The 25,774-nt window shown below is 41.2% G+C and carries 21 protein-coding genes; 3 read left to right on the top strand and 18 right to left on the bottom strand.

Features of this window, described 5'->3' with window-relative positions:
- Nucleotides 1-493: 493 nt before the first annotated feature.
- The 12 genes from lysS to pth all read right to left on the bottom strand — a co-directional run bounded on the left by lysS (nucleotide 494) and on the right by pth (nucleotide 15,585).
- Nucleotides 494-1,987, bottom strand: coding sequence for a lysine--tRNA ligase (lysS, locus tag AB5Z52_RS05200; protein ID WP_003129138.1), 1,494 nt, complete (start codon nucleotides 1,985-1,987; stop codon nucleotides 494-496).
- Nucleotides 1,988-2,082: 95 nt separating this feature from the next.
- Nucleotides 2,083-3,093: a tRNA dihydrouridine synthase DusB gene (gene dusB, locus AB5Z52_RS05195; RefSeq protein ID WP_003129136.1), complete on the bottom strand. Its 1,011-nt coding sequence runs from the start codon at nucleotides 3,091-3,093 to the stop codon at nucleotides 2,083-2,085.
- A gap of 3 nt (nucleotides 3,094-3,096) precedes the next feature.
- Nucleotides 3,097-3,978: an Hsp33 family molecular chaperone HslO gene (hslO, locus tag AB5Z52_RS05190; RefSeq protein WP_003129134.1), complete on the bottom strand. Its 882-nt coding sequence runs from the start codon at nucleotides 3,976-3,978 to the stop codon at nucleotides 3,097-3,099.
- Nucleotides 3,979-4,235: 257 nt separating this feature from the next.
- Nucleotides 4,236-6,329, bottom strand: coding sequence for an ATP-dependent zinc metalloprotease FtsH (gene ftsH / locus AB5Z52_RS05185; protein WP_003129133.1), 2,094 nt, complete (start codon nucleotides 6,327-6,329; stop codon nucleotides 4,236-4,238).
- Between the two features lie 73 nt (nucleotides 6,330-6,402).
- Nucleotides 6,403-6,948, bottom strand: a complete 546-nt coding sequence (gene hpt, locus AB5Z52_RS05180) for a hypoxanthine phosphoribosyltransferase (protein WP_003129132.1) — start codon at nucleotides 6,946-6,948, stop codon at nucleotides 6,403-6,405.
- A 19-nt stretch (nucleotides 6,949-6,967) separates the two neighbouring features.
- Nucleotides 6,968-8,353 (bottom strand): tRNA lysidine(34) synthetase TilS, encoded by a 1,386-nt coding sequence (tilS, locus tag AB5Z52_RS05175; RefSeq protein WP_003129131.1) that lies wholly within the window; start codon nucleotides 8,351-8,353, stop codon nucleotides 6,968-6,970.
- A 217-nt stretch (nucleotides 8,354-8,570) separates the two neighbouring features.
- A complete protein-coding gene (locus AB5Z52_RS05170) occupies nucleotides 8,571-9,014 on the bottom strand; it encodes a S1 domain-containing RNA-binding protein (RefSeq protein WP_005472931.1) in 444 nt (147 codons plus the stop codon).
- Nucleotides 9,015-9,086: 72 nt separating this feature from the next.
- Nucleotides 9,087-9,530: a septum formation initiator family protein gene (locus AB5Z52_RS05165; RefSeq protein ID WP_003129129.1), complete on the bottom strand. Its 444-nt coding sequence runs from the start codon at nucleotides 9,528-9,530 to the stop codon at nucleotides 9,087-9,089.
- Between the two features lie 84 nt (nucleotides 9,531-9,614).
- The gene (locus tag AB5Z52_RS05160) at nucleotides 9,615-9,881 is read right to left on the bottom strand and encodes an RNA-binding S4 domain-containing protein (protein WP_005472932.1); all 267 of its coding nucleotides are present in this window, start codon (nucleotides 9,879-9,881) and stop codon (nucleotides 9,615-9,617) included.
- Nucleotides 9,868-11,472 carry a polysaccharide biosynthesis protein gene (locus AB5Z52_RS05155; protein WP_003129127.1) on the bottom strand — a complete coding sequence of 535 codons (1,605 nt, stop codon included), beginning with the start codon at nucleotides 11,470-11,472 and terminating at the stop codon, nucleotides 9,868-9,870. Before AB5Z52_RS05155 ends, AB5Z52_RS05160 begins: the two co-directional genes overlap by 14 nt.
- Nucleotides 11,473-11,491: 19 nt before the next feature.
- A complete protein-coding gene (gene mfd / locus AB5Z52_RS05150; RefSeq protein WP_003129125.1) occupies nucleotides 11,492-15,013 on the bottom strand; it encodes a transcription-repair coupling factor in 3,522 nt (1,173 codons plus the stop codon).
- An 11-nt stretch (nucleotides 15,014-15,024) separates the two neighbouring features.
- A complete protein-coding gene (gene pth / locus AB5Z52_RS05145; protein ID WP_003129124.1) occupies nucleotides 15,025-15,585 on the bottom strand; it encodes an aminoacyl-tRNA hydrolase in 561 nt (186 codons plus the stop codon).
- 322 nt (nucleotides 15,586-15,907) lie between these two features.
- On the opposite strand from pth, the gene AB5Z52_RS05140 reads away from it, so the two are divergent.
- Together AB5Z52_RS05140 and AB5Z52_RS05135 are read left to right on the top strand one after the other, a co-directional pair.
- On the top strand, nucleotides 15,908-16,891 hold the full coding sequence (locus AB5Z52_RS05140; RefSeq protein WP_003129122.1) for an L-lactate dehydrogenase: 984 nt from the start codon (nucleotides 15,908-15,910) through the stop codon (nucleotides 16,889-16,891).
- A gap of 306 nt (nucleotides 16,892-17,197) precedes the next feature.
- On the top strand, nucleotides 17,198-18,595 hold the full coding sequence (locus AB5Z52_RS05135) for a L,D-transpeptidase family protein (RefSeq protein ID WP_003129121.1): 1,398 nt from the start codon (nucleotides 17,198-17,200) through the stop codon (nucleotides 18,593-18,595).
- Nucleotides 18,596-18,640: 45 nt separating this feature from the next.
- Here AB5Z52_RS05135 and AB5Z52_RS05130 read toward each other — a convergent pair whose 3' ends face one another.
- Nucleotides 18,641-19,351, bottom strand: a complete 711-nt coding sequence (locus AB5Z52_RS05130; protein ID WP_003129120.1) for a YoaK family protein — start codon at nucleotides 19,349-19,351, stop codon at nucleotides 18,641-18,643.
- A 79-nt stretch (nucleotides 19,352-19,430) separates the two neighbouring features.
- Nucleotides 19,431-19,940 (bottom strand): VanZ family protein, encoded by a 510-nt coding sequence (locus tag AB5Z52_RS05125; RefSeq protein ID WP_003129119.1) that lies wholly within the window; start codon nucleotides 19,938-19,940, stop codon nucleotides 19,431-19,433.
- 113 nt (nucleotides 19,941-20,053) lie between these two features.
- On the opposite strand from AB5Z52_RS05125, the gene AB5Z52_RS05120 reads away from it, so the two are divergent.
- On the top strand, nucleotides 20,054-21,859 hold the full coding sequence (locus AB5Z52_RS05120; protein ID WP_288551494.1) for a M3 family oligoendopeptidase: 1,806 nt from the start codon (nucleotides 20,054-20,056) through the stop codon (nucleotides 21,857-21,859).
- 42 nt (nucleotides 21,860-21,901) lie between these two features.
- Here AB5Z52_RS05120 and AB5Z52_RS05115 read toward each other — a convergent pair whose 3' ends face one another.
- The 4 genes from AB5Z52_RS05115 to AB5Z52_RS05100 form a co-directional block, all read right to left on the bottom strand.
- On the bottom strand, nucleotides 21,902-22,369 hold the full coding sequence (locus AB5Z52_RS05115; protein ID WP_003129117.1) for a TspO/MBR family protein: 468 nt from the start codon (nucleotides 22,367-22,369) through the stop codon (nucleotides 21,902-21,904).
- Between the two features lie 165 nt (nucleotides 22,370-22,534).
- The gene (locus AB5Z52_RS05110) at nucleotides 22,535-23,371 is read right to left on the bottom strand and encodes a glycosyltransferase family 8 protein (RefSeq protein ID WP_003129116.1); all 837 of its coding nucleotides are present in this window, start codon (nucleotides 23,369-23,371) and stop codon (nucleotides 22,535-22,537) included.
- 145 nt (nucleotides 23,372-23,516) lie between these two features.
- Nucleotides 23,517-24,257 (bottom strand): GntR family transcriptional regulator, encoded by a 741-nt coding sequence (locus AB5Z52_RS05105; RefSeq protein WP_003129115.1) that lies wholly within the window; start codon nucleotides 24,255-24,257, stop codon nucleotides 23,517-23,519.
- A gap of 175 nt (nucleotides 24,258-24,432) precedes the next feature.
- Nucleotides 24,433-25,713 (bottom strand): PTS sugar transporter subunit IIC, encoded by a 1,281-nt coding sequence (locus tag AB5Z52_RS05100; protein WP_003129114.1) that lies wholly within the window; start codon nucleotides 25,711-25,713, stop codon nucleotides 24,433-24,435.
- Nucleotides 25,714-25,774 lie beyond the last annotated feature (61 nt).

Genomic DNA, 25,774 nt, shown 5'->3' with positions numbered 1-25,774 from the left:
GTGAATGTCAACTCTTTTTTTAAAAGTTTTTTTTCGAAAGTGTTTATTCAACAACTTCCTGTGCGTCATCAGCGACTTCATTAGAATAACAAATTAATTGTTATTTGTCAACAACTTTTTTCAATCTTTTTTGTTGCTGCATCAGCATCAAATTGATTTCTTAAATTTGTGAATTCGTTATAATATCATCTGTTGGTTCTGGCGTCAATAACTTTTTTCATTTTCTTTTAGAAATGATTTTTGTCATTTGGCACATGTAATAATATACCAACTAAATGCTGTCAGGTCAATAACTTTCTCTCTTATTTTCGTAATTTCTCAAAGGCGTTCATTCTTACAATCCAATGAATTCATCGTTCGTTTTTAATTCGTTTTCGTTCCATTTAGCAGTGAGTTTCTCCCTTGTTTTTTTCTTGTTAGTCATTTTGGAGGGAACTACTGGTAAAAAAAGAAACACACAAGTAAGCACCCGTGTGTCTCTCTTTATGAATTATCAACGCATTGTTGGGAATAACAGCACATCGCGAATCGATTGTGCATCTGTCAACAGCATGACTAGACGATCGATCCCGATCCCTAAACCACCGGTTGGCGGCATGCCGTATTCTAGCGCTTCAAGGAAGTCTTCATCGACTCCATGAGCTTCATCGTTTCCTTCTTGTCGTTCTTTTTCTTGTGCTTCAAACCGTTGTCTTTGATCAATTGGATCATTTAATTCGGTAAAAGCATTAGCAAACTCCCGGCCTACGATAAATAGTTCAAAACGATCTGTAAATCGAGGGTCCTTTGGATTCTTCTTCGCTAGAGGTGAGACTTCTACCGGATGTCCATAAACAAAGGTCGGTTGCTGTAAGGTTTCTTCAACAAACGTTTCAAAGAATTCATTGATAACATGTCCTACTGTCATCGTTGGAGTGACTTCCACTTGGTGTTCTTTTGCTAAAGCATGTGCTTCTTCGATTGTCATCTCTTTCCAAAAATCGACACCCGTTTGTTGTTTGATAGCATCGACCATATGCACGCGGGCAAAATCACTCGCCAAGTCGACTTCTTGTCCATCATAAGTAATCACAGCAGAATCTAAAACTTTCTCTGCTGCATTGCGGATAATTCCCTCAGTTAGATCCATAACATCTTTGAAATCTGTATAGGCTGTATAAGCTTCTAACATAGTAAATTCTGGATTATGGGTAGTATCAATCCCCTCATTACGGAAGACCCGGCCGATTTCGTAGACTTTCTCCATACCACCTACGATCAATCGTTTCAAGTGCAACTCAAGCGCGATTCGCAAGTATAGATCAATATCTAACGCATTGTGATGAGTGATAAATGGACGAGCTGCTGCCCCACCCGCTTGATTATGCAAAACAGGCGTTTCCACTTCAATGTAGCCATGACCATCCAAATAGCGACGAATCTCACTGATGATCTGGCTGCGTTTCATGAATCGGTCAAAGCTATCTTTATTACTGATCAAATCCAGATAACGTTGACGGTAACGTTGCTCGATGTTGGTAAGTCCATGGTATTTGTCCGGGAGTGGGCGTAACGCTTTAGACAAAATAACGATTTCTTTTGCTTTGATCGTTACTTCCCCCGTATCAGTTTTCATGATCTCCCCTGAGACACCAAAGAAATCACCTAAGTCAGCATGCTTAAATCCTTCATACGGTTCGTCACCTACTTGATCTTTGCGGACATAAATTTGAATCTGACCATCACGATCTTGCAAATGTGCAAAGCCAGCTTTCCCTTTACCACGTTTCGTCACCATTCGTCCAGCAACACTTGCAGAAAGATTCATCTCTGTTAACTCTTCTTTTGTTCGTTGATCAAATAACTCATGCAACTCGGCAGAATTATGCGTACGTTCAAAGCGCTTGCCAAAGGGATCAATGCCTTCTTCCCGTAATTTTTCCATCTTTTCACGGCGAACCAACATTTGATCATTTAATTCTTCTTGTTTTTGTCGTTCCTCTGTCACGAGTTTTCCTCCATTCTTAACTTGGGTTTCCTTCTTATAATGCCAATGATGCCACAAAAAATCAAGCCGAAGTTCAAGATCGACTTGATTTTACTTTACTCAGGAGTATTTCCGACAGGTTGTTTTTCTGTCTTTTCTACAAATGCATCTAACAGATCAATAATCGCTTGCTTATTCTCTGTCTGGTTGATTGCCGCTTTGACTTTAGCTGCCCGTGAAATGCCTTTTAAATAGTAGGCAGCATGCTGCCGAAACTCTCGGGAAGCAACAAATTCACCTTTTAAATCAGCAAGCCTTTCCAAATGAAGTTTGGCTGTAGCGATCTTCTCCCGTGGAGTAGGTTCGGCGATCAGCTCTCCCGTTTCAAGATAATGTTTTGTACGATGGATCATCCACGGATTCCCCAATGCTGCTCGTCCGATCATGACAGCATCTGCGCCGACTTCTTCCAGCATTCGTTTGGCATCTTCTGGTGTCCGAACATCTCCGTTCCCCATAAAAGGGATCGAAATTGCTTGCTTCACCTCTCTTAATACCGACCAATTAGCCGCTCCTTCATACATTTGGACCCTCGTGCGGCCATGCATCCCAATCGCCGCTGCACCTGCCGCTTCAGCAGCTTGCGCATTTTGGACAGCGAAAATATGTTCATCATCCCAACCGATCCGCATTTTGACTGTGACCGGTTTATCAATTGCCGTAGCTACTGCATGCACCATTTCGTAGACTTTGTCTGGATCCAATAGCCACTTTGCACCAGCCTCCGCTTTAATAATTTTATTTACCGGACAACCCATATTGATGTCAATGATATCTGCTGCTGTATTTTCTGAGACAAATTGAGCCGCTTCGACCAAAGACTCTTTATTCCCACCAAAAATTTGCAAGCTTAAAGGATGTTCTGTTTCATCTATATAAAGCATTTCTAATGTTTTTTTGTTTCGTAGTTGGATTCCCCGATCACTGATCATTTCACAAACGACTAAGCCTGCGCCAAATTCTTTGACCGTTACGCGAAACGCCGCATTGGTTATTCCTGCCATAGGCGCAACGACAACTCGATTAGGGATTTCGACATTACCGATTTTCCAGCTGTGTATCGCCATCTTCTATGCCTCAGCTTCTTTCTTTAATCTAGCAAGTTCTTGTTCATCGAAATGGTATTTATTACCGCAGAATGAACAAACAGCTTCTGCACCATGATCTTCATCCATCATTTCTTGTATTTCATCCGCGCCTAATGTAATGATCGCTGTCGCAAATTTTTCTTTGCTACAATCACATCGAAATTGAACAGGCATTTTTTCTAACACTTCGACTTTGGTGTCATTCAACAATACCGTCAAAATTTCTTCAGGCGATTTCCCTTCATCCAGCAATGATGACACTCGTGGTAATTCTTGCAGGCGGTTCTCGATTGAATCAATAACCGTTTCATCTGCTCCCGGCATGATCTGCAGTAAGAAACCACCGGCTGTTCGAATAGAATCATCGGTATCAACTAACACACTCAATCCAACGGCCGAAGGGATTTGTTCAGAAACTGCTAAGTAATAAGTGAAGTCTTCTCCCAATTCTCCAGAGACAATAGGTGTTTGTCCAGAAAACGGTTCTTTCAACCCTAAATCTTTGATTACAGTAAAGATTCCTTGATCTCCTACTGCTCCTCGCACATCCAACTTTCCTTGTCCGTTTAGCGGCAAGCTGACATGCGGATTTTTTATGTACCCTTTGACATCTCCACGACCATTGCTATCAATAATGATTGCTCCAGCGGGTCCGTTCCCTTGGATTTTGACCGTTAATTTGTCATCACCCTTTAACGTGCTGCCCAAAAGCAGGCTTCCAACCATAGCGCGGCCTAGCGCTGCTGATGCTGTATTCCAAGTATCATGACGTTGTTGTGCTTCACTAACAGTTTTTGTTGCAGACACTGCATAGGCACGAACAAAACCATCATAAGCTAATGCTTTTACTAAGTAATCTTCCATTGTTTATGCTCCTTTATTTCGTTCATTAGTGAATCATACTAGGAACTTGTTTTTTTTTCAACTGAATGCCACCATTTTAGAGAAAAGCCAATGTTTTCTGTCGGTTTATTTCTCGATTTGTTAACAAGAAAGGACTGCGGCACAAGCCGTAAAACAAGCAACTGGTCCGAACCTCATTCGAATCTGTTCTCTTGTTTTGACTTATGACACAGTCCCTAGACTTTACGATAGCTAATCACCTATTGATAATTGAACGACTACTCTTGACCGTCCTCTGTTTTATCTTGGGATGAAGCTTCGTGGTTTTCATTATTGTGACGAAGTTCGTCTACTTGCTGATCAAAATCTTTTTTCTCAGCAGCTTGCTTTTCAGCATCTTTCTCTTCTAAAGCGCGTTTTGCTTCTTCAAAAGTTTGAGCTTTTTCGCTTGGATATTCTGAATTCTCAGTTCCAGCAGGCATTTTGCCTTCTTCAAACAATGACTTGATTGCTTTTGCATCCAATGTTTCATATTCAAGCAGTTTTTCGGCAATCAATTTATGTTGCGCACGATGTTCTTCGATGATCTCATGTGCTTTTTGATGTGCCTCCATCAAGATACGGCGTACTTCCTGATCGATCTCGAAAGCAACTTGTTCTGAGTAAGCTTTGGTTTGACCATAATCACGACCGACGAAGACCTGATGATTGCCTTCATACTGAACTGGACCTAGTTTGTCGCTCATACCATATTCTGTGACCATACTTCTAGCTAAAGCTGTTGCTTGTTCAAAGTCATTGGATGCTCCGGTTGATTGAACGCCGAAAATGATTTCTTCTGCTGTCCGTCCACCAAGCAATCCGACGATTTGTTCAAACATATCTTCTTTCGTCATTAAGAATTGATCTTCTTTAGGTAATGCGATCATGTAACCGCCAGCACGGCCCCGAGGGATGATCGTTACTTTGTGAACGACCCGCGCACGGCTTAAGACTAAACCGACGATCGTATGACCCGCTTCATGGTAAGCAACCATTTCGCGTTCTTTTTTATTGATGACACGATCTTTCTTCGCAGGTCCTGCGATTACCCGATCTTCTGCTTCATCAATATCAGAGGCATCGATTTTCTTTTTATTGCGACGAGCAGCGACTAGCGCAGCTTCATTTAAGACATTCTCTAAATCAGCACCGGCAAAACCAGGTGTTTGTTGTGCTACGACTTTCAAATCCACATCATCCGACAACGGTTTGTTCCGTGCGTGAACTCGTAAAATAGCTTCACGGCCTTTAACATCCGGACGGCCAACAAGAATTTGTCGGTCAAAACGACCTGGACGTAACAAGGCTGGGTCTAACACGTCGGAACGGTTGGTTGCTGCAATAACAATAACTCCTTCATTGCCATCAAATCCATCCATTTCAACTAATAACTGATTCAACGTTTGCTCACGTTCATCATGTCCACCACCCATGCCGGCACCACGTTGGCGCCCAACCGCATCGATTTCATCGATAAAGATGATGGCCGGTGCGTTTTTCTTGGCTGTTTCAAATAGATCCCGGACACGGCTCGCTCCGACCCCGACAAACATTTCCACAAAGTCTGAGCCTGAGATAGAGTAAAACGGAACGCCAGCTTCTCCGGCAACCGCTTTTGCTAGCAATGTTTTCCCTGTCCCTGGAGGTCCTTCTAGCAGCACACCAGCTGGGATTCTCGCACCTAATTCGACAAAGCGTCGTGGATCTTTCAAAAATTCGACCACTTCGACTAATTCTTGTTTCTCTTCTTCAGCACCCGCTACATCAGAGAAACGAACGCGATTGGCTTTTTTGTCGGCCTCTTTCGCTTTGGATTTTCCAAAGTTCATGACACGGCCGCCACCGCCGCCACCGCCGCCTTGCTGGCTCATCATCATATAGAAGAAGAAAATGATGATTACGATTGGCAAGAAACTAATCAGCAACGATAACCAAACACCACTGTTCGATTCTTCTTCGATCGTTGTTTTAACCCCTTGATCCTTTGCTAATGTCGTAACCTCGCTCAATGTCGAGTCATTCGGCAAAATGATCGTTGTAAAACGTGTCGTACTTGCTTGCGTGCTTCCTAGTACGGAAAGCCCATTGTCATTGCTGACGGTTTGTTCGGCATTGTATTCACCGACGATCCGGTAAACACCGTTAGCAGGCTGAACGGTAAACTGTTTGACCTTTCCGTCTTTCAGCTGCTCCGTAAATGTTGAGTACTCGATTGTTGGCGTTTGCTGATTGCCATTTCCAAAAATGAAATAGACGACCATGACCATTGCTAACAAGACAAGTACATAATATAAGGTATTTTTGATCATACCGTTATTTTTCTTATTCATGCGTACCTCCTTGGCTATTTTGTTTTATCAATCCTGACCATTTAATTGTATCACAACTGATTTAGATCAGTCACTAATTTGATTGATAAACGCTTGGTTTTAAGACACCCACATAAGGGAGGTTACGGTATTGTTCCGCGTAATCCAATCCATAGCCGACCACAAATTCGTTCGGTACATCAAAGCCAATATAGTCGGCATCGATTTTCACCACACGTCCTTCTGGTTTGTCTAGCAATGTCACGATTTTAACCGACTTTGCTTTGCGATATTTAAATAGGTCTACTAGATAGGCTAATGTGCGACCGCTATCAATAATATCTTCTACGATCAGCATATCTCGGCCTTCGACATTTGTATCCAAATCTTTCAAAATCTTCACTTCGCCAGAAGAAATTGTCGCGTTTCCATAACTAGAAACATCCATAAAGTCCAATTCCAAATGACAGTCCATTTCTCGGACGATGTCTGCCATAAAAGGAACAGCTCCTTTTAATACGCCAACGACCAATGGATTTTTATCTTTGTAGATTTCCGTCAGTTCTTTACCTAGTTCAGAACAACGATTTTGGATCTCTTCTCGAGTAATCAAAATTTTTTCAATATCTTTGTCTAACATAAAGTTCTCCTTCCAACTCTTACTTCCGATATTTATAAAGAAGTATGTAGTGTATTTTATCAGTTTCTTGCTCAATACTCAAATAGGAAAATAGATAAGGCAAAAGTGCCAATACATTCTCTTGAGCGTCTGTCAGGACCCAACTAGCAGCACGCTTTTCATTCGAAATCTTCTCATCGATAAAGAAACGCCTGATTTTTTTCGTAAGACCTGGTTTCAGCTGTAACCGATCCCCTGGTTTTCGCTTCCGCAAAAAAACTGTCGCAGGATATTGTATCGGTAAAATTTGTGAAATCTCTGACCAATCCATGACTTTTTCTGGAACTTGGGCGTCACTTGGAATGTAGCCGATCCATTCATGGTCCGACAAAAAGAAACTTTCACCTTTTTTTAGAACAAAATGCGTCTCATCTACCTGCGTTTGGAGGTGAGAGCCTTTTTTAACAGCAGTGACTTTCAACTGATCATAAACTCGAACAATCTGCCAATCTTGATTTAAATCGATTATCCACTGACTGGGATTATGTTCTAGTAGATACAGCAACTGCTCTCGTTGTTTAGTATTGTACGAGATTCCTTTATCATGGGAAACTTTCTGTAGCAAACCTTCAAAAAAGTAATAGCGTTCTGCTGCGGTAAACGCAGCCAATTCATCCAAGTTTAAAAAATAGCCTTCAGCTTCCTCATGAAGTATCGTGGCGAGCCAATCTGCTTGCTGCTTTTTGATCAATTGGTCAGCATAGATCATCTCTTGAGAAAGCTGCTGAAAATGATCAAGAGCTCTCGGGTTCTCTGCTTTCAGCAGAGGGACCGCTTGATGACGCAGGCGATTTCTTTGAAACAGCGTTTGCTGATTCGTTTCATCTTCGAAATAAGCGATCCCTCTCCTTCTTGCATAGTCTCTAATCTCCTCTTTGGCGATCGTTAGGAAGGGACGGATCAAATAACCGTTACCAAAAGGTTGCTTGCGCTTGATTCCCGAAGCGTTTTGCAAGCGTCCCTCTCGCACCATCTTCATCAGCATCGTTTCCATCTGGTCATCTGCATGATGAGCGGTTAATAACCAATCATAACTCTGAAGAGTCATCGTTTCTGCAAAAAAATGATAGCGGAACTCTCTAGCGGCCGCTTCGATGCCATTTTGGGGCGGATCTTGCCAAACTCGTTCATAATATGGAATCCCGCGCGTTTGACAATAGTCCTTCAGGAACGCTGCTTCGTCGTCTGAAGCTTCCCGCAGATTATGATTGACATGAGCCACGCCAAATGTTCCTTGCTGAAACAACTCTTCGATCACATGGAGTAAAACCATTGAATCCACGCCTGTCGAAACAGCAAGCAAACAAGTAGCATCCTCTACCCATCCATCGGCTTTGATTGCATGATAGACTTTTTGCTTAAGCATTCTATCCCTCCGTGTCTCTTGCTTCTATACTTAACTTCAAACTAAAAATGACTGTCTATTGCTAAGAAAGAGAAATATCCGAACTATGCCGATTCCAAAACGCCGTGCTCCACGGCGAAAGCCTACTACATGGTAGGAGTAATCGGATATAGTTCGGATATTTTTTGAAATACTTATCGTTACGTCACAAATTCTTTTGACAACTTGCTCATCCTGTTTAGTTACGTCGACCGCCACGGCCGCCGCGTTTACCTTCCGTATTACGTCGTAATGAAGATAAACGATCATCACTATCTTTTAGAAAAGAACTCATCAATGAATCGAAGTCTTGTTTATTTACGTTCGTCGGTTGATTGCGTGAAAAAGATTTCTTCGGACTTGACCGATTGAATTCTTTTTTAGGAAAATCACGTTTTTCTTCCGGCTTTGCTTCTGCTTTACGGATCGATAGCCCGATTTTTCCATCATTGCCGATTGCCGTCACAACAACGGTTACTTCATCGCCAATAGACAACACGTCATGAATGTCTTTCACAAACCCATTTGATACTTCGCTGATATGTACCAAACCAGTTTTCCCCTCACCAAGATCAATGAACGCACCAAAATTTGTAATACCAGACACTTTGCCCTTTAGTTTCGCTCCAACTTCGATTGACATATAAAAAATGTTCCTCCTAATTTTTACCCATTTAATCATTTCAACTACTGCGATGAGTAGGTATGACCTTGTTTATTCCGAATCACTTGTCTTTGTATCACTAGCATTTGCCTCATCACCGCTTGTTTCTGTTTTTGAATCAGAAGCATCCGGCAAGACAGGGTAGATCTTTTCATTTTTCTTTGAATAAAAGAATCTACTGCGAGCTAATTTTGCAACGTATTCGTCATCTTGCAACAGTGCTACATCTCGCTTAAGTTGTGTCACTTTTTTGTCCGCTGCTTCTTGTTTTGCTACTGTTTCTGCTTTATACTCTTGTAATTTTTGCAGACGCATTTGATCATTGAACATTTGAATACCTACGATTGCAAAAATCACTAGCGCTGCAACAAAAACAGCTACAAGTCGACGTCGACGAAAGACCACTTGTCGTCGTTCTTTTTCGAACTTGGCAAATTGCTCTTTGGCATACTCGGTCTGCAATAGTTCTATTTGTTTGTTTGGCTCTTTATCCATGCTGACCTCGCTCCTGTCACTGTGATTGTTTTTTCCATTATACCAACATCCACAAAAGTTGTCTAACTGAAAATGGGACAAAAATCAAGCATTTTCTGAGATACGTTCTTCTTTGAGGATCTCGTACATTTTAGCTGCATCTTCTTTTTTAGTTGATTCGTGTAATTCTTGTACTTTTATTTCTAATACTTTATTTCCAAACTGAATACGCACCGTATCGCCGACTTTGATATCACTGCTGGATTTTGCCAATTTTCCATTGATTTGGATACGCCCTTTATCTGCTACTTCTTTTGCAACAGATCTACGTTTGATAATCCGGGATATTTTTAAAAATTTATCTAATCTCATTTTTTCCACCTCTTAATTTCAACAATTTTTTTCCAAACGGAACGAGCAGCCATTCTCGAATCGTTAATAATTTAACTTTGAGAGCCATTATAATGAAAACTGTCCCGCCAAAAAAGACCCCTCCAAGGCAAAAAATCAGCGCTTGCAGTCTTTTCGTCACTGGACCTCCACTCAACAGAGTGATCACACCATAATATAAAAACAGTGCGCAAGCCATGATCCCTAAACAAAGCAGGAGTTTTTTGCCATACCCTTGCTCTATCCAAAAGCTGTTCAATGCTTTTTTCTCAGAAAACACAAAATAGATTAAAGTACCGATCAAACCTAAAAGGGTACTCAAACTCGCACCAGTTGTTCCTAAAAGATAGGTCAAGGGCCACGTCAGCAAACCTTTAAGCAAAAGGCCGCATCCTGCTGCATAAATCCCTACACGGAATTGGTTCCGGCTTTGTTGGATGCTTTGATACGCTTGGATTGCAGCCATCAAAGCGACCGCAAAAACAAATAAGACCAACGCACTGTTGCCGGCACCATCTTTAAAAAGAGCGAAGTTGATATAAGGAAGCAGGATAGCCAAGCCAACTGCAGAAGCACTGGCAATCCCTAAAGTCAACCGCAAGTACATCTTAGCTGATTTTTCAAACAAGTGCTGATTTTTGACTGTCAGATATTTCGTCAATGTTGGCAAGAAAGTCGAACTTAGAGCCATCGCTACCACGAGACCTAACTGAACCAATGGCTGTCCTCGGTCATAGATCCCTTTTGCAATGCGGGCACTTTGTTCCGTCAAACCGCTGGCTTCAAGTGAGTTCGTCATCAAAAAGGAATCTGCCAACTGAAACAAAATCAAAAAACCGCTGTAAATGGTCAACAGTCCCCCTTCAATCAAAAAACGGCGACGCAAGGAAGGAGCATGTGCGGTAGGCATAGTTTTTGTGGGGATCGCTAACGACCGACCGGTGATTTTCCGACTATAATAGCTTAAAATCCCCCACGCCGCAAGTCCGCCAATCAATGCGCCGGACATTGCCAAAGTCCCAGTCTGATAAACATCCCATGAGAAGAGATGAAAAAAACTGGCCGCTACTAAAATCACTCCGACTCGAAGGAGCTGTTCTACTACTTGGGAAACTGCCGTCGGTACCATCTGTAAATTTCCTTGGAAACTCCCACGATAAAAAGTCAGGGGTGGTACAAAGAGGAATGTAAAGGATACCACGCGGATCAAAGATGCCAGTCCTGCGTCTCCCATGACCCGAGCGATAACATCGGCAAAGAAAAACGTCGTTGCCCATAGTCCAATCGCTGTCCAAAAAACATACGGATAGATGACTTGGATCTGGGCACGCTGCTTCTGAGGATCAGGTTGTTCGGCGATCACGCGCGAAATAAATTGCGGCAACCCAGATAAAGCCAATGTCATAGCTAATCCATAGATTGGATAGACTTGCTGATAGACGTAAAACCCTTCGTCACCAACTAAGTTTTGGAAAGGGACGCGGTAAACCGCACTTAACACTTTGGCAATGAAAGAAGCAATCGTTAAAATAAATGCTCCTTCCATCGTCCGTTTTAATTGTGACTTTGGCATCTTCTCCGCCCCTTTATAACTAATTTTCTTGTAACACGTATTTTTGTTCCCGTAGCGCTTTGACAAAATCTTGAATCTCTAACAGCCAAGTGCTTTCTTTCATCACAGCAGGAATCTGAAGTTTGATCGTCATCTGCTCGTGATCGACACCCATCGTCGCTTTAAGCTTGGTCGCTTTCAACGCTTCAAACAGCTGTTCGACAGAATAGTTTTTGGTGCCAACTTTACTTAACGTTAGGATCACTGTTTGCTGCTGTTTACGGATCGTATCTAACAATGCCCGATCCCCATTCATTTTGATTTCTCCGACAGTTAATAGGTGAGCCACTTCGACCGGATATTCTCCAAAGCGATCAAGCAGATCATCCTGCAGCTCATCCACCGCTTCTTGAGAATCCAATTCACGGATGCGTTTATAAATTTCAATTTTTTGCCGTTCATCTTCTATATAAGAAGTTGGCAGATAAGCATCGATGCCAAGATCGATCTCAACCGTTGTTTTCTCCGCTTGTGTATTTTTCCCTTGTTTACGCGCTACGGATTCTGACAGCATTTGAGAGTACATATCAAACCCAACAGCATCAATAAATCCGTGCTGTTGCGCCCCCAAGAGATTTCCTGCACCTCGAATCGAAAGATCACGCATCGCGATTTTAAATCCGGAACCTAATTCCGTAAAGTCTTTGATTGCCTGGAGCCGCTTTTCACTGACTTCGTTCAAAATTTTTTGCTGTTCGTACATAAAATAAGCATACGCAACACGATTGCTTCGACCGACACGACCTCGCAATTGATAAAGAGTAGACAAGCCCATGTAATCCGCATTTTCTACAAATAATGTATTGGCGTTCGGAATGTCGACCCCAGTTTCGATGATCGTGGTTGTCACCAACACATCGTATTGTCCTTCGATAAAATCAAACAATGTGTTTTCTAGCTGGATTTCTGTCATCTGCCCATGGGCATACCCAATACGCGCATCTGGAACTAACGCTTGGAGCTCTTCGACTTTACGTTCAATCGTATCTACTCGATTATAGAGATAAAAAACTTGTCCTCCCCGTGCCATCTCCCGCAAAATAGCTTCTCGAACTGCACCTGGATTCATTTCCATCACATAAGTTTGAATAGGATAGCGATTTTCCGGTGGCGTTTCAATCACAGAAAGATCCCGCACCCCCAACATGGACATATGCAGTGTCCGGGGAATCGGGGTAGCCGTCAATGTAAGAACATCGACTTGCGAGCGTAATTGTTTCAAGCGCTCTTTGTGTTTGACGCCAAAACGCTGTTCCTCATCGATCACCAATAATCCCAGATCTGCAAACTCTACATCTTTAGACAGCAGGCGATGCGTGCCAACTAAAATATCAATTTGGCCCTTTTTCACTTGCTCGATCGTTTCCGTTTGCTGTTTCTTCGTTCGAAAACGGCTTAACAAACCGACATTGACTGGAAACCCTTCAAAGCGATCCAGCATTGTTTCATAATGCTGTTGTGCTAAAATCGTTGTCGGCACCAGAAAGGCTACTTGCTTACTCTCTTTGATGGCCTTGAAAGCCGCCCGCAATGCCACTTCTGTCTTCCCAAAGCCAACGTCTCCGACTAATAAGCGATCCATTGGTTTTTCTTTTTCCATATCACGTTTGATCTCCGCAGTGCTGCGTAATTGATCATCTGTCTCAGAGTAAGGAAAGGCATCTTCAAATTCTTTTTGATAGCCATCATCAGGCTGAAACGCGTAACCTTTCTCCGATTCGCGTTTTGCGTATAAAAGAATGAGATCATCTGCAATGTCCTCGATTTTTGCTGAAACTTTTCGTTTCGTTTTCGCCCACTCACTGCCGCCTAATTTATTGATCTTTGGCGTTTTAGATTCAGAGGCAACATATTTTTGAATCAGATTCAACTGGGTAACTGGAATAAACAGCTTATCATCATTTTGGTAGAGGATGGTCATATAGTCTTGGTGTACACCATCTACTTCCAGCGTTTCCATACCAATGTATTTACCAATCCCGTGATTCGCATGGACGACATAGTCGCCGGCTTTTAATTCATTGTAACTCTTCAATCGCTCCGCATTGGTCACATTTTGACGCCGCGTACGTTTCTTGTTGATTTTTTGGAAGATTTCCTTTTCTGTGACAATGACCAACTTATCTTGGGGCATTTCAAACCCGCTTTGCAGTGTTTCTACAACGATTTGCGTTCGACCTGTAAAAAGTCGATCTGCTGTGGTTTGTACTGCGTAAATGGAGTGATCACGAAAATCTTGTTCCAATTTTTTTGCTCGTTCTGAATCACTTACTAAAAAGACAACCGTTTGTTGTTGTTTCTCCCAGCGATCTACTTCAACTTTCAGCAAACCCATTTGGCTGAAAAATTGTTGCATTGGTCGATATTGAAAATTGTGGATCGCTTGAAAACGAAGATTTCCCATCCCCTTTTGAAAAAGCGAGAAGAAACTTGTAGAAAATTGTTCTTTTTGAATCAGCTGCTGGACATCTTGCCCGAAAGATTGCTCAGAAAAAACGCGAAGTTCTGCAATTTTTTGTGTATGCCACTCAGCTTCTTCTCGTTCAATCTCGCGGTTTGTCTCCATAATACGAGCATAATCATCGATCATCAGCAGTGCATCTTTTGAAAAATAATCCAAAATGCTCGTCGGTTGCTGATACAAAAGATCCGCATAATAACGAGCATTCTCGTCAGGTATGCCACTTTGCCAAGCCGATGCTAATTGACCAAAATAATCTTCTAAAAAGTTTTTATCTGTGGTCTCTTTCACTACAGCGAGCCGTTTCTTCAGCAACTCTTGCAGAACTTTTTGTCCATGAGCTAAATCAGCTGGCGAAAACACTAATTCTGTTGTGGGAACAATCGTTACTTCTGACAACGTTTCTACTGAACGCTGTGTTTCCACGTCAAAAGAGCGCATCGAGTCGATCTCCACATCGAAAAGCTCGATCCGCACCGGATATTCAGCTTTCAAAGGATAAATATCCAAAATGCTTCCACGAATACTAAATTCACCAGGTTTGCCAATCATTGATTGCCGCTCATACCCCATCAATACCAATTGCTGCGGCAACTGATCTAAATTGATCTCATCCCCCACATGCCAAGAAAATTGGTAGTTCAGCCAAGTATCTTTAGCAGGCAGATATTTCCGCAATGCAGCGATCGGCATGACGTAAATTCCTTTTTTCCCGGTAGCGACAGCATTCAATGCTGTCACTCGCTCCGCTCGAGCTTCTGGTGAAGCAAACGCCATTTCGGCCGACAACACTTCATCCACCGGAAAGACATACACGTCGTCAATAATATTCCGCAAATCTTCGGCAACTTGATTGGTATAATAAAGATTTGGTGTAACAACAATGACTTGCCGATCAAATTTCTGATAAGCTCCGGCAAAAGCTAATGTTTTTGCGGAACCTGCTAAGCCAGTCAATAGCTGTCGAGATGCGTGATCCGTTAATTGTTGGTGCCAGGCAGCGACTTGCGGCACCTTATTTATTAGTTCAATCAGATCCATACAGGTCCTCCTTAATTAAATCGATTCATTGTGGCAAGAAAATCACCGGTGGTCAAGTAATCGATACTTGCTGCTGCTGCTTTATCCAAGCTTTGCAGAATCATCGGCTGGTCTTCTTTAGCAAAAGGACTTAGAACGTGATCGACCACTGTCCGGCCTGGCTGTGGTCGATCGATCCCTACTTTGATGCGATCAAATACAGATGTACCAAGATGGGAAATCAAGCTTTTCATCCCGTTATGCCCCCCCGCACTGCCTTTTTGCCGCAAACGAATTTTGCCTAACGCTAAATCAAGATCATCATAGATAACCACGATCTCTTCAGGATAAACTCCATAATAAGTCATTAAAGGCCCTACTGCCCGGCCCGATTCATTCATGAAAGTCTGAGGTTTGACCAACATGATTTTTTCACCGTTCATAAAAAATTCAGCAATTTCTGCTTCAAAAGCTGATGATTTAAAAGTAGCTTGGTATTTCTCCGCTAACGCATCGACTACCATAAACCCAACATTGTGTTTTGTTTTTTCGTATTTTTTGCCTGGATTTCCCAGACCTATAATCATTTTCATTTTTTGATCCGCTCCATTTTTTCAAAAAAATTACCACCACAAAATACTGGGCACGACAATTCTGCCCAGTAAAAACGTTCACTACGATTATAACACATAACGGACTGTTACCGTGTCTTTCCTTTGCTCAGAATTTCTCTTTCTTAAAAAAATCATTAGAAACCCTGATTTATCCTAATTCCTACAGGATAACAAAGAAAGCATTTACAAATGAAACAGCAAAATTATCTGTAACATTGTTGAGCAAATCACATGACAAAATCGCTTGAAAGTGTTAGGATGTTACCTAGTAAAACAAATATGCGGAAGGAATGATACACAAATGACTGCTAAGACAAATAAAAAAGATCACCAAAAGATAATCCTTGTTGGAGACGGTGCGGTTGGTTCCAGTTATGCATTTGCGTTAGTCACTCAAAATATTGCTCAAGAAGTAGGGATCATTGATATAAATACAGCAAAAACAGAAGGAGATGCTATCGACTTATCTCATGCGTTAGCATTTACCTCACCCAAAAAAATCTATGCTGCCACTTATGCAGATGCACATGACGCCGATGTCGTGGTGATCACAGCTGGTGCGCCACAAAAACCTGGCGAAACTCGCTTGGATCTAGTCCACAAAAACTTAAAAATCAATCGTGAAGTAGTTACACAAATCGTTGATTCAGGATTTAACGGTATCTTCCTTGTCGCTGCAAATCCAGTAGATATTCTTACCTACTCAACATGGAAATTCTCAGGTTTTCCAAAAGAGCGCGTAATCGGTTCAGGAACTTCACTAGATTCTGCTCGTTTCCGTCAAGCATTAGCTGAGTTGATCGATGTTGATGCACGTAATGTCCATGCTTATATTTTAGGGGAACATGGCGATTCAGAATTCCCAGTTTGGTCTCATGCAAATGTTGCCGGATTGCAAATTTATGAATGGGTCAAAAACAACCCCGATATTGATGAAGAAGCAATGGTTAACTTGTTCTTCAGTGTTCGTGATGCAGCTTACACAATCATTGAGAAAAAAGGTGCTACTTTCTATGGTATCGCTGTTGCCTTGGCTCGTATTACTCGTGCCATTTTGGATGATGAAAATGCAGTACTGCCGCTTTCTGTCTTTATGAATGGCGAATACGGCTTAAAAGATATTTATATCGGTGCCCCTGCTATCATTAATGCCCAAGGAATCCAAAAAGTAATCGAAATTCCATTGACGGATGGAGAACAAGATCGAATGACTGCTTCTGCAAAACAATTGAAAGACATTCTAGATGAAGCTTTTGCGAAACTAGATGCGGAAGACAATCAATAAAACGATTGCTATAAGCCACTTACAAGAGTCTGTAACATAAGACCGAACAAGAAAGAGATCCTTTGAATCAAGATGCTTCGTGTACTTTGATCCAAAGAATATTGCGTAAAGCTGCTGTGCTTTTATCACACAGCAGCTTTCGTTGAATCACTTCTTGGTTGCTGTCCTATGAGCAGACTCTTTTTATAATTTAAGAATTCTCTATTTTTTCATGGAACTTTCACTTAATCAATTCGCTTTTCTTGTAGAATATGGTATGATTTAGCCGATCTATCATTTTTAAATCATCATAAAAGGAGCCTTTAAATGACACGATCCAACAAACACACACATACTCAGAGTAAGACGAAAAAGATCGTTCTGATCGCTATCGCTGCCGTTCTAGTCGTGATTGCGGGCGGATACGCTTATCGAAGTACATATTATCAAGACCGTTTCTTGCCAAATACCTCGATCGATGATATTGACATCAGCAATAAAACGGTCGCTGAAGCCAATGACTTGTTGCATGACCGTTACAGCAAACAGTCTTTTACAATCAAAGAAGGCAATACGGATTGGAAAACCATCAATTTGGCTCAATTTGGTTTGCAAACGGATTTTACAAAAGAATTGGAAGATTTGAAAGATGAACAAAACCAGTGGACATGGGGAATGGCCTATGTATCTGCTGCAGAAGATAAAAAACTAGGTACCGTTTCTGTTGATCAACAAAAGTTGACAAGTGAAACAGCCACAATCAAAGAGGCTTTAGAAACCTTAAATGAAGGTAGGACCGCTTCTAAAGATGCCACATTGAAAAAAGGAGATGATGGCTTCTCGATTGAGCCAGAAGTTGTTGGTGATGCCATTGACGTCGAACAAACTGTCACGGATTTACAAAAAGCAATTACTAGCGGCGAAAGTGAATTGGATTTGACTGCGTATCAAAAGAAACCTAGCGTTACTTCTGATGACAAAGAACTAGCAAAAGAAATGGAATCATTGAATAAAATTGCTCAAGTAAATGCTAATTATTCCATCAATGGCTCAACTTTCCAGATTCCGACCGCAACAATCATGGATTGGCTCTCTTATAAAGATGGAAAAACCACGATTGATGAAGAAAAAGTACGGAATTATGTAGCAGATTTAGGGAACCAATACAACACAAGCACCAATGCTTCTACGTTCAAAAGCACGAAACAAGGCGAGGTATCCGTACCAGCTGGGACACTAAGTTGGACGATCCAAACTGATTCTGAAACAAGTGCATTGATCGAAGCCTTAAAGACTGGAGAAGACTTTACTCGTTCTCCAGTGGTCTTGGGTAGTGCAGATCCAAGTGGTCCACTGTTTGGAAACACTTATATCGAAGTTGATTTAAAAAATCAACATATGTGGTATTACAAAGACGGTGCAGTCGCTCTTGAAACAGACATCATTTCTGGAAAACCTAAATCACCCACTCCTACAGGTGTATTTTACGTTTGGAACAAAGAGCGGAATGCTACATTGACCGGCGAAGATTATTCTTCTCCTGTTGACTACTGGATGCCTATTGATTGGACCGGCGTTGGGATTCATGATTCAGATTGGCAACCAGAATATGGTGGTGATTTATGGAAGACCCGCGGGTCTCACGGATGTGTCAATACTCCGCCAGGTGTGATGAAAGAATTATTTGGTATGGTAGAAGTAGGAACGCCTGTTATCGTTATTTAATCTATATAATCCAAAAAGGACGGAGAATTATTTCTCCGTCCTTTTTTATACCCGATTCTGGTTTCTGATCGTAATCGTCAGTACAAAAAGTAATATGCCCGATACGACCCAAATCGTTCGGTGAAAAAGAAACATACCTAATAAACTGCTGCTGACTGCCCCGAAGAAAAATCCTCCGATGATCATCGCGATATACTTGATCTTATAATCTACAGTAGCATCTTTTTTGAAGAAACGCTGATAAAGATAATCCGCCATTGAACGCAAATTTCCGGTCGTCATCGTCGTTGCATAGGGCATTCCAGCTAATCTGCGATAAGAAGCATATTGGATGGCTGCAAAAAAAGAAAGTCCAGAATCCACAAAGACATTTGGCAATGTCTGAGCAAAAAATCCTAAAAGAAAAATACCGAGTGCTTCAAAGAAGAGGGCTACATTTTGCCAAACAATTCTACCACCTGTTGGGAAACGATGCTGCAAGCCATTAGTCACTATGATCCCTATCAAAAACAGCAAAATTGGCGGTAAATATCTGGCAGCCTGTCCAAACTCTCCAGATGCCAAATTGATTCCTAACAAAATGACATTTCCTGATTGCATACTGGCAAACACTTCTCCATGAAAGAGATAAGTATATGCGTCTAAGAATCCCCCTGCCATTGCTAAGGCAACTCCTACTGGTAGACTTTCATGCACCACGATATCCGGTTGTCGTCTATTCGGATCATTTATTTTACTGCTGTGATCTGCTTGCATCTTTTCCGCCTCTATCTTTACTTTACTATTTCTAGCTGATTGATTGCATTTTAGTTATGGTTGCTGTTAAAAAATAATCTCATTTTCTTTTCTTGCCTCGCTTTTGCCAACTAAGAATCCCCCAACTAAGTAAGACAGCTGTCAGTGCTCCAGCTGAATCGAGCATGACATCTTGGAACAAAGGTGTACGGCCACCGGTCAACATTTGATGGTACTCATCCATCCCTGCATACCCTGTTGCTGCCAACCAGCCAAAGAAAGCTGACAGCCAATAGGGAATTTTTCGATAGCTCAATGATAGAAATAAGCTACCTCCTAATACAAAGTAAGTAAAGAAATGAGCCCCTTTACGAATAAAAAATTCCACAAAAGAAAAATAACCTTTTTCGGCAATACTGATTTCAGATCCTGCATAAGAGAAAGCGAATTTGCTCAACCATTCTTTCAATGGCTCTTCTTTTAACAGGCGAGAAAGCAAACCGACTTGTGATTGTTGTTCATAAGTTTGTGACGAACTAATAAATAAAATAACCATCACAGCTACCGCAATCGTGAAATAAAAATTTGGTTCTTTCCACATTTTTTTCATCATCTCAGCCCCTCATTTTCTAATCTTACCATTTTCAGTATTCTCTGCAACTACTTTTCGAAGGGTGTGCTATACTTATTACCATCTGATAAACGAAAGGAGCAACACCCAAGATGACTTATTCTCTCAACTGGGACCTTGATTCGATTTTTTCAGGCGGCAGCACGTCTACCCAACTGCAAGAACGAATGTCCCAACTAGATGCACAAATCAAAACTTATCGCACAAAAGTAGATGCGTGGCAACCCGACAATGCCTCTCAACCAGAGGAATTAGCTGAATTATTATCATTGTCCGAAACAATCAGTAAAGGATTTTCTCAGTGCAGCAGCTTTATCAATGCATTGCTATCTGCCAACGTTAATGACAATCAGGCAAAATTACTTTCGGGCGATCTCTATGCCAAATTACCAATGCTACAAGCAGCCGAAACAGTTTTTTCGAAAAAATTGACAGAAATTTCTGATGAAGACTGGGAGACACTATTGAAAGAAGAACCCTTTGCGACTATCGCCTTTCGTTTGAGCGAAATTCGTCGCGACGGCAAGGAGCTTTTGTCGGAAGCAGAAGAAACGATTATTAACACACTTTCTTTAGACGGACTAAATGCTTGGAGTCAGCATTATGATACGATTGTTGCTTCGATTGCGATTCCATTTACCCGGTCGGATGGAACAACGATTACTCTTTCAGCTGGTCAAGCTTTCAACAAAATGATGGGTGACCCAGATCCTGAAGTTCGTGCTCAACTATTTGCGGAGTGGGAAAAAGCTTGGGGAGAAAAAGAAGATTTATTTGCCGATACATTGAATCATCTGGATGGATTCCGTCTCTCCAATTACAAACTGCACGGTGTAGATGACTATCTGAAGGAGCCTCTCGAGTATAATCGCCTGCAAAAAGCGACATTAGACGCAATGTGGGGAACGATCCAGAAGAACAAACAACCGATCGTGGACTTTTTGACACGAAAAGCCCAATTATTCGGAAAAGAAAAAATGGAGTGGCAGGATCAAGATGCTCCGATCATTTTAGGTGAAATGAAGGAACGTACCTATACATTCGATGAAGCAGCTGCTTTCATTTTAGAAAACTTTAAAAAATTCAGTCCCAAAATGGCTGATTTTGCGCAAGAAGCCTTTGAAAAAAGTTGGATCGAAGCAGAAGATCGTCCTGGCAAACGTCCTGGCGGTTATTGTACAAGTCTGCCTGAAACAAGAGAATCACGTATTTTCATGACTTATAGTAATTCCGTCAATGAGGTAGCCACTTTGGCGCATGAGTTAGGTCATGCTTTCCATAGTAGTGTTCTTTGGGACTTGCCGCAGCTTAATCAGGATTATGCGATGAATGTGGCTGAAACTGCAAGTACCTTTGCCGAACTAATCGTTGATGATGCAACATTGAAAGAAGCAAAAACAAAAGAAGAAAAAATCAATTTGTTAGATGCCAAAATGCAAAATGCCATTGCCATGTTCATGAATATCCATGCCCGCTTTATTTTTGAAAACAGTTTTTACCAAGCACGGCAAAAAGGGCTGGTTTCTGCTGAACAAATCACAGAAATGATGGTGGCTGCACAAAAAGAAAGTTACGCCGATGGATTAGCTAGCTATCACCCACATTTCTGGGCGGCAAAACTACATTTCTTTATTGATGATGTTCCTTTCTATAACTTTCCTTACACATTTGGCTATCTTTTCAGCATGGGAATCTATGCTTATGCCAACCAAAAAGGGACGAGTTTTGAAGAAGAATATATTGCTTTGTTACAAGACACAGCTTCTATGCCGACGGAAGAATTGGCCCAAAAACATTTAGGCGTTGATCTGACAAAACCTGATTTCTGGCAAGCCGGAATCGATCGGGTCTTACAAGATATCGATACCTTCATGGAGTTGACAGAAGAATATTTATAACAAAAAACAAGCGCAGAAATCTGCGCTTGTTTTTTGTTACTATCAACTATTTAATAGTGTTAATCCGATAGTTAAATACCCCGCATAGAGACACCAAATCAGATAAGGTACAAAAAGATAGGTGGATCTTTTATCGATTCGGGCAAATAAAAACATACAGACGATGACTGTCAAAACCAATAAGACGATAACCACTGTTCCTACCCAATAAAGATTCCAGCCAAAAAAGACAATACTCCACAAAAAGTTCAACACTTGCTGGATACCAAAGAAGATATAGGCTTGTTTCTTAAATGCTGGATTTACTTTCGCAATGATGAGTAAAAACAAAGCTGTTCCCATAAAGGCATATAAAATCGTCCAAACGATACCAATAATCCCTCCTGGAGGTGCCAAAAACGGTTTGTCCATTTGGGCATACGTCGCAGCAATATCACCCGCGAACAAGCTGGAAATAATCCCAGTAATCTCGATTCCTACCACACAAACAAGCCAAAGCAAAAATTTCATTTCTATCGCTCCCTTTCGTTCTCCACTTTTCTTCCGCTACTCGGTTAAATGAATCTAGCAACGGTTTGCTGCTTTTGCCTTAGTTTCTAATATTATGGTATCATTCCTACCTTCATTTCAAAAAAGTAATGCTCGTCTCAAAGAGATCGTTGGTCGATTTCAGCTCTAGTTGTCTGATAACGACCTGCTATACTTGCTTTGTTGTTGGGCAACATATTTATAAAGCGAACCATAACGGCTCTTGTACCCTTTCTTCCAAGGCTTGTCTTTACCACAAAAATGCAGCAATACAGTATGATCGATGACCCAGTCTAAGTCCCAGTGTCCTAGGCTGATCGTTTCATATGTACGGTTTTTTCTTACATCATAATTATATAGTTGGTCTGGAATTCCCAAGATCCGATCCCCATACAGCCCATTTAGAATATCTTGATCCGGTAAAAATAAATTCAATTGATTCTTCTGAATAAATGCCGCAATCTCTTTTTCTTTTACTTCTTGACGTAACTGAGTCAGATTCATCAGCAAAACGCCCGAATTGAAATATCCTTCAGACTCATAATTTTTGAGACGCACTTTATTGATGACTGTCGTAACCTCTGTTAATTTTGAATGGTTTGCTGCCGCATAAAGATGATCTTCAAGCGGTAATTCATATAGCGGCTGCAAATCGTTGATACACAATATGTCTGCGTCTAAATATAAGACCTTATCTAGATCTTTCGGCAAATAATTTTGGGCCAATAACCGGTAATAGATCGACTCTGGATAACGATCACTGACAGGGGCTTGTTTAAAAATAGATCCTGTACCGATAATGACTGGATGGTAGACAATTCCCAGTCCATGACAAAATTGATTCAATTTCTCTGTCTGAGCAAGTTCCTTCTCTTGTAAAACAAATGCATCCAATCGGCTTGCCGATGTGTGCAACCAAATTGAATAGAGGGTTGTTTTTAATTGTTCTACAAACGTATCGTCAATCGCAAACAGCAGGTTCATACTTTTCTTCACTCCTTAAGCAATCATTGAAAACTGCTTGTATCTATCTTCGTACTATTAGTATACCTGATTCTCAGAATCTATACGAAAACAAACCATTCGGCCATCAAAAACAAAAAAACCAAAGCAGCGAGCACTTTGGTCGTTATGGTTTTCGATGATTTAAAAGATCTGGTTTCATGTCTAACATGGAATACCCGCGAACATCATACCGATTTCGGCTTCTTGAATAATCGATCGGTCTTCCCGATTCTAAATAAATAATCTGCTCTAATTCCAAAACTGGATCATCCGATTGACACTTCAAATATTGACGATCATACTCATCACTTTTCGCTGCTTGAAATGTCCGATAAGCACCGGCAAACTTATAATTCAACTCTTCTAACAAATAATCATATACCGATCGATGCAAGATTTCTTTCGTTAATCCCGTCACTAAATCTACTGGCATAAACGAATGTTCCAAAATATAAGGTTGCCCATCTAATATTCGCAAACGAATCACATGATACACCGGCTCTTCCGCAGCGACTTTCAACATCTCTTGTACTCTGCTATCTGGGAAACAGACTTCGAAGGTAATTACCTGACTTTGTAAATCTCTTTTTTGCATTTTCATCTGGTAACTAAGTCCTTTGTATTCGTTTACAGAAGACGTGTCACGATCCCAAAAAGAATGGTTCAACACTTTCGTCCCAGATCCTCGTTTCGAAAGCAACAGTCCCTCCATGATCAAAATATTGATGGCATTCTTAATGGTCATCCGACTGACACCAAATTCTTTTACTAACTCCGTTTGATGCGGCAGAAAGCTCTCTTTGGGATAAGTTCCATCTTTGATTCTTTTTCGAAGGACATCTGCTATCTCAACATACTTTGGCACAACATTCACCTCACATCCTATTAATTAAAAAAGACTGCGGCATAAGCAACAAAGACGACTACCCATCCTGTTGCTTTAGCCACCAACTAGCAACTAAAGCAACAGGATTGTCATTTTCATTCGTTCGGGTAGTTTCGTCTTGTTCTGACTTATGTCCCAGCCTAATTTTGATCGGTTAGATTTCTTTCAGACGACGATTTTCTTGGATCTGTGCCATCTTCACGAATGGAAGATAGATCACGATCGAGATAATCAAATTAACTGCAGCTAAGATTCCGCCAGCAATGCTTTGTGTTGACAAGATCCCACCAATGATCGGTGGTGTTGTCCAAGGCGCAATAACGGTACATGCTGGTACCAGTCCTGTTGCTGTGGCAAAATATGCAGTTGAAACTAATACAAGTGGTGTCAAAACATAAGGGATGAACAAAATTGGATTCAACACGACTGGCAATCCAAACATCACTGGTTCATTGATCATAAATACCCCTGGAGCCAATGATAATTTCGCTACAGTCATATAGGCTTTATGATGACGAGCAACCAAGAAAATTGCGATCAATAAGCCTAATGTTGCACCGGTACCACCTATATTAACAAATGAATCAAAAAACGGCTTATTTACAATATACGGCAATTTGTCTCCTGCTTCAAGCGCTTTCGTATTCGCTTCGATAGCTGGAATGTTAATCGTTTGCATAAATGGATCGATGATATTTGCACCATGCAAACCAAAGAACCAAAGGAAAGCAGAAATGAACCCTAGTAGCAATGCAGCTGGATAAGAGTTTGCCAATCCCATGAATGGTTGTTGCACAAGCTCATAGAAAGATAGAACCAAACTTGATACGCCGAATGCTTGGAAGATTGCTGTGAACAATGCAAAGATCGAAACAGTGATCATTGCTGGGAACAACGCTGCAAAAGAACGAGAAACTGCAGGTGGTACACCATCAGGCATGTTGATCACTAGACGAGGATTGCCTGCCAAACGACGGAAGATCTCAGTAGAAATAATAGCAACGATCAATGCCAAAAATAATCCTTGTGAACCAAGACCCGCAGCTGTCAGCAAACCATCAGCATCTGTGGCCATTGCACCTAATGCAAAAAAGCTGGCAACTGAAATTGCTCCTGCTCCTAATGCATCTTGGTCATAGCTCTTGGCCAAGTTATAAGAAACTGTGAATGCAATCAATAAAGCTAAAATAGAAAATGTACCTGCAGATAAATTATTGCCAAATGCTTGCCAGGTGCCTTCACCAAAAATACCGTTCATAAAATCAATATAAGCTGGAATAGGCAAATTATTGATCAATACCCCAAAAGATCCCAAGATCATCAATGGCATCGTTACGATAAAACCGTCACGAATCGCAACTAGATGACGTTGTGAACCGATTTTGGAAGCAATAGGAATAAAATGCTTCTCCATAAACGCGATAAACTTATTCATTTTTTTCTCCTTTCAAAAACCATCCTATAATTTAGTGAAACCGATTTCCTCTATAGAATAC

The organism is Enterococcus sp. RTP21361st1_A6_RTP21361_211029, assembly GCF_040910045.1.
Lineage (GTDB): Bacteria > Bacillota > Bacilli > Lactobacillales > Enterococcaceae > Enterococcus_D > Enterococcus_D gallinarum.
The sequence above is the reverse complement of the archived record's forward strand: the minus strand, read 5'-3'. Positions and strand labels throughout refer to the sequence as shown.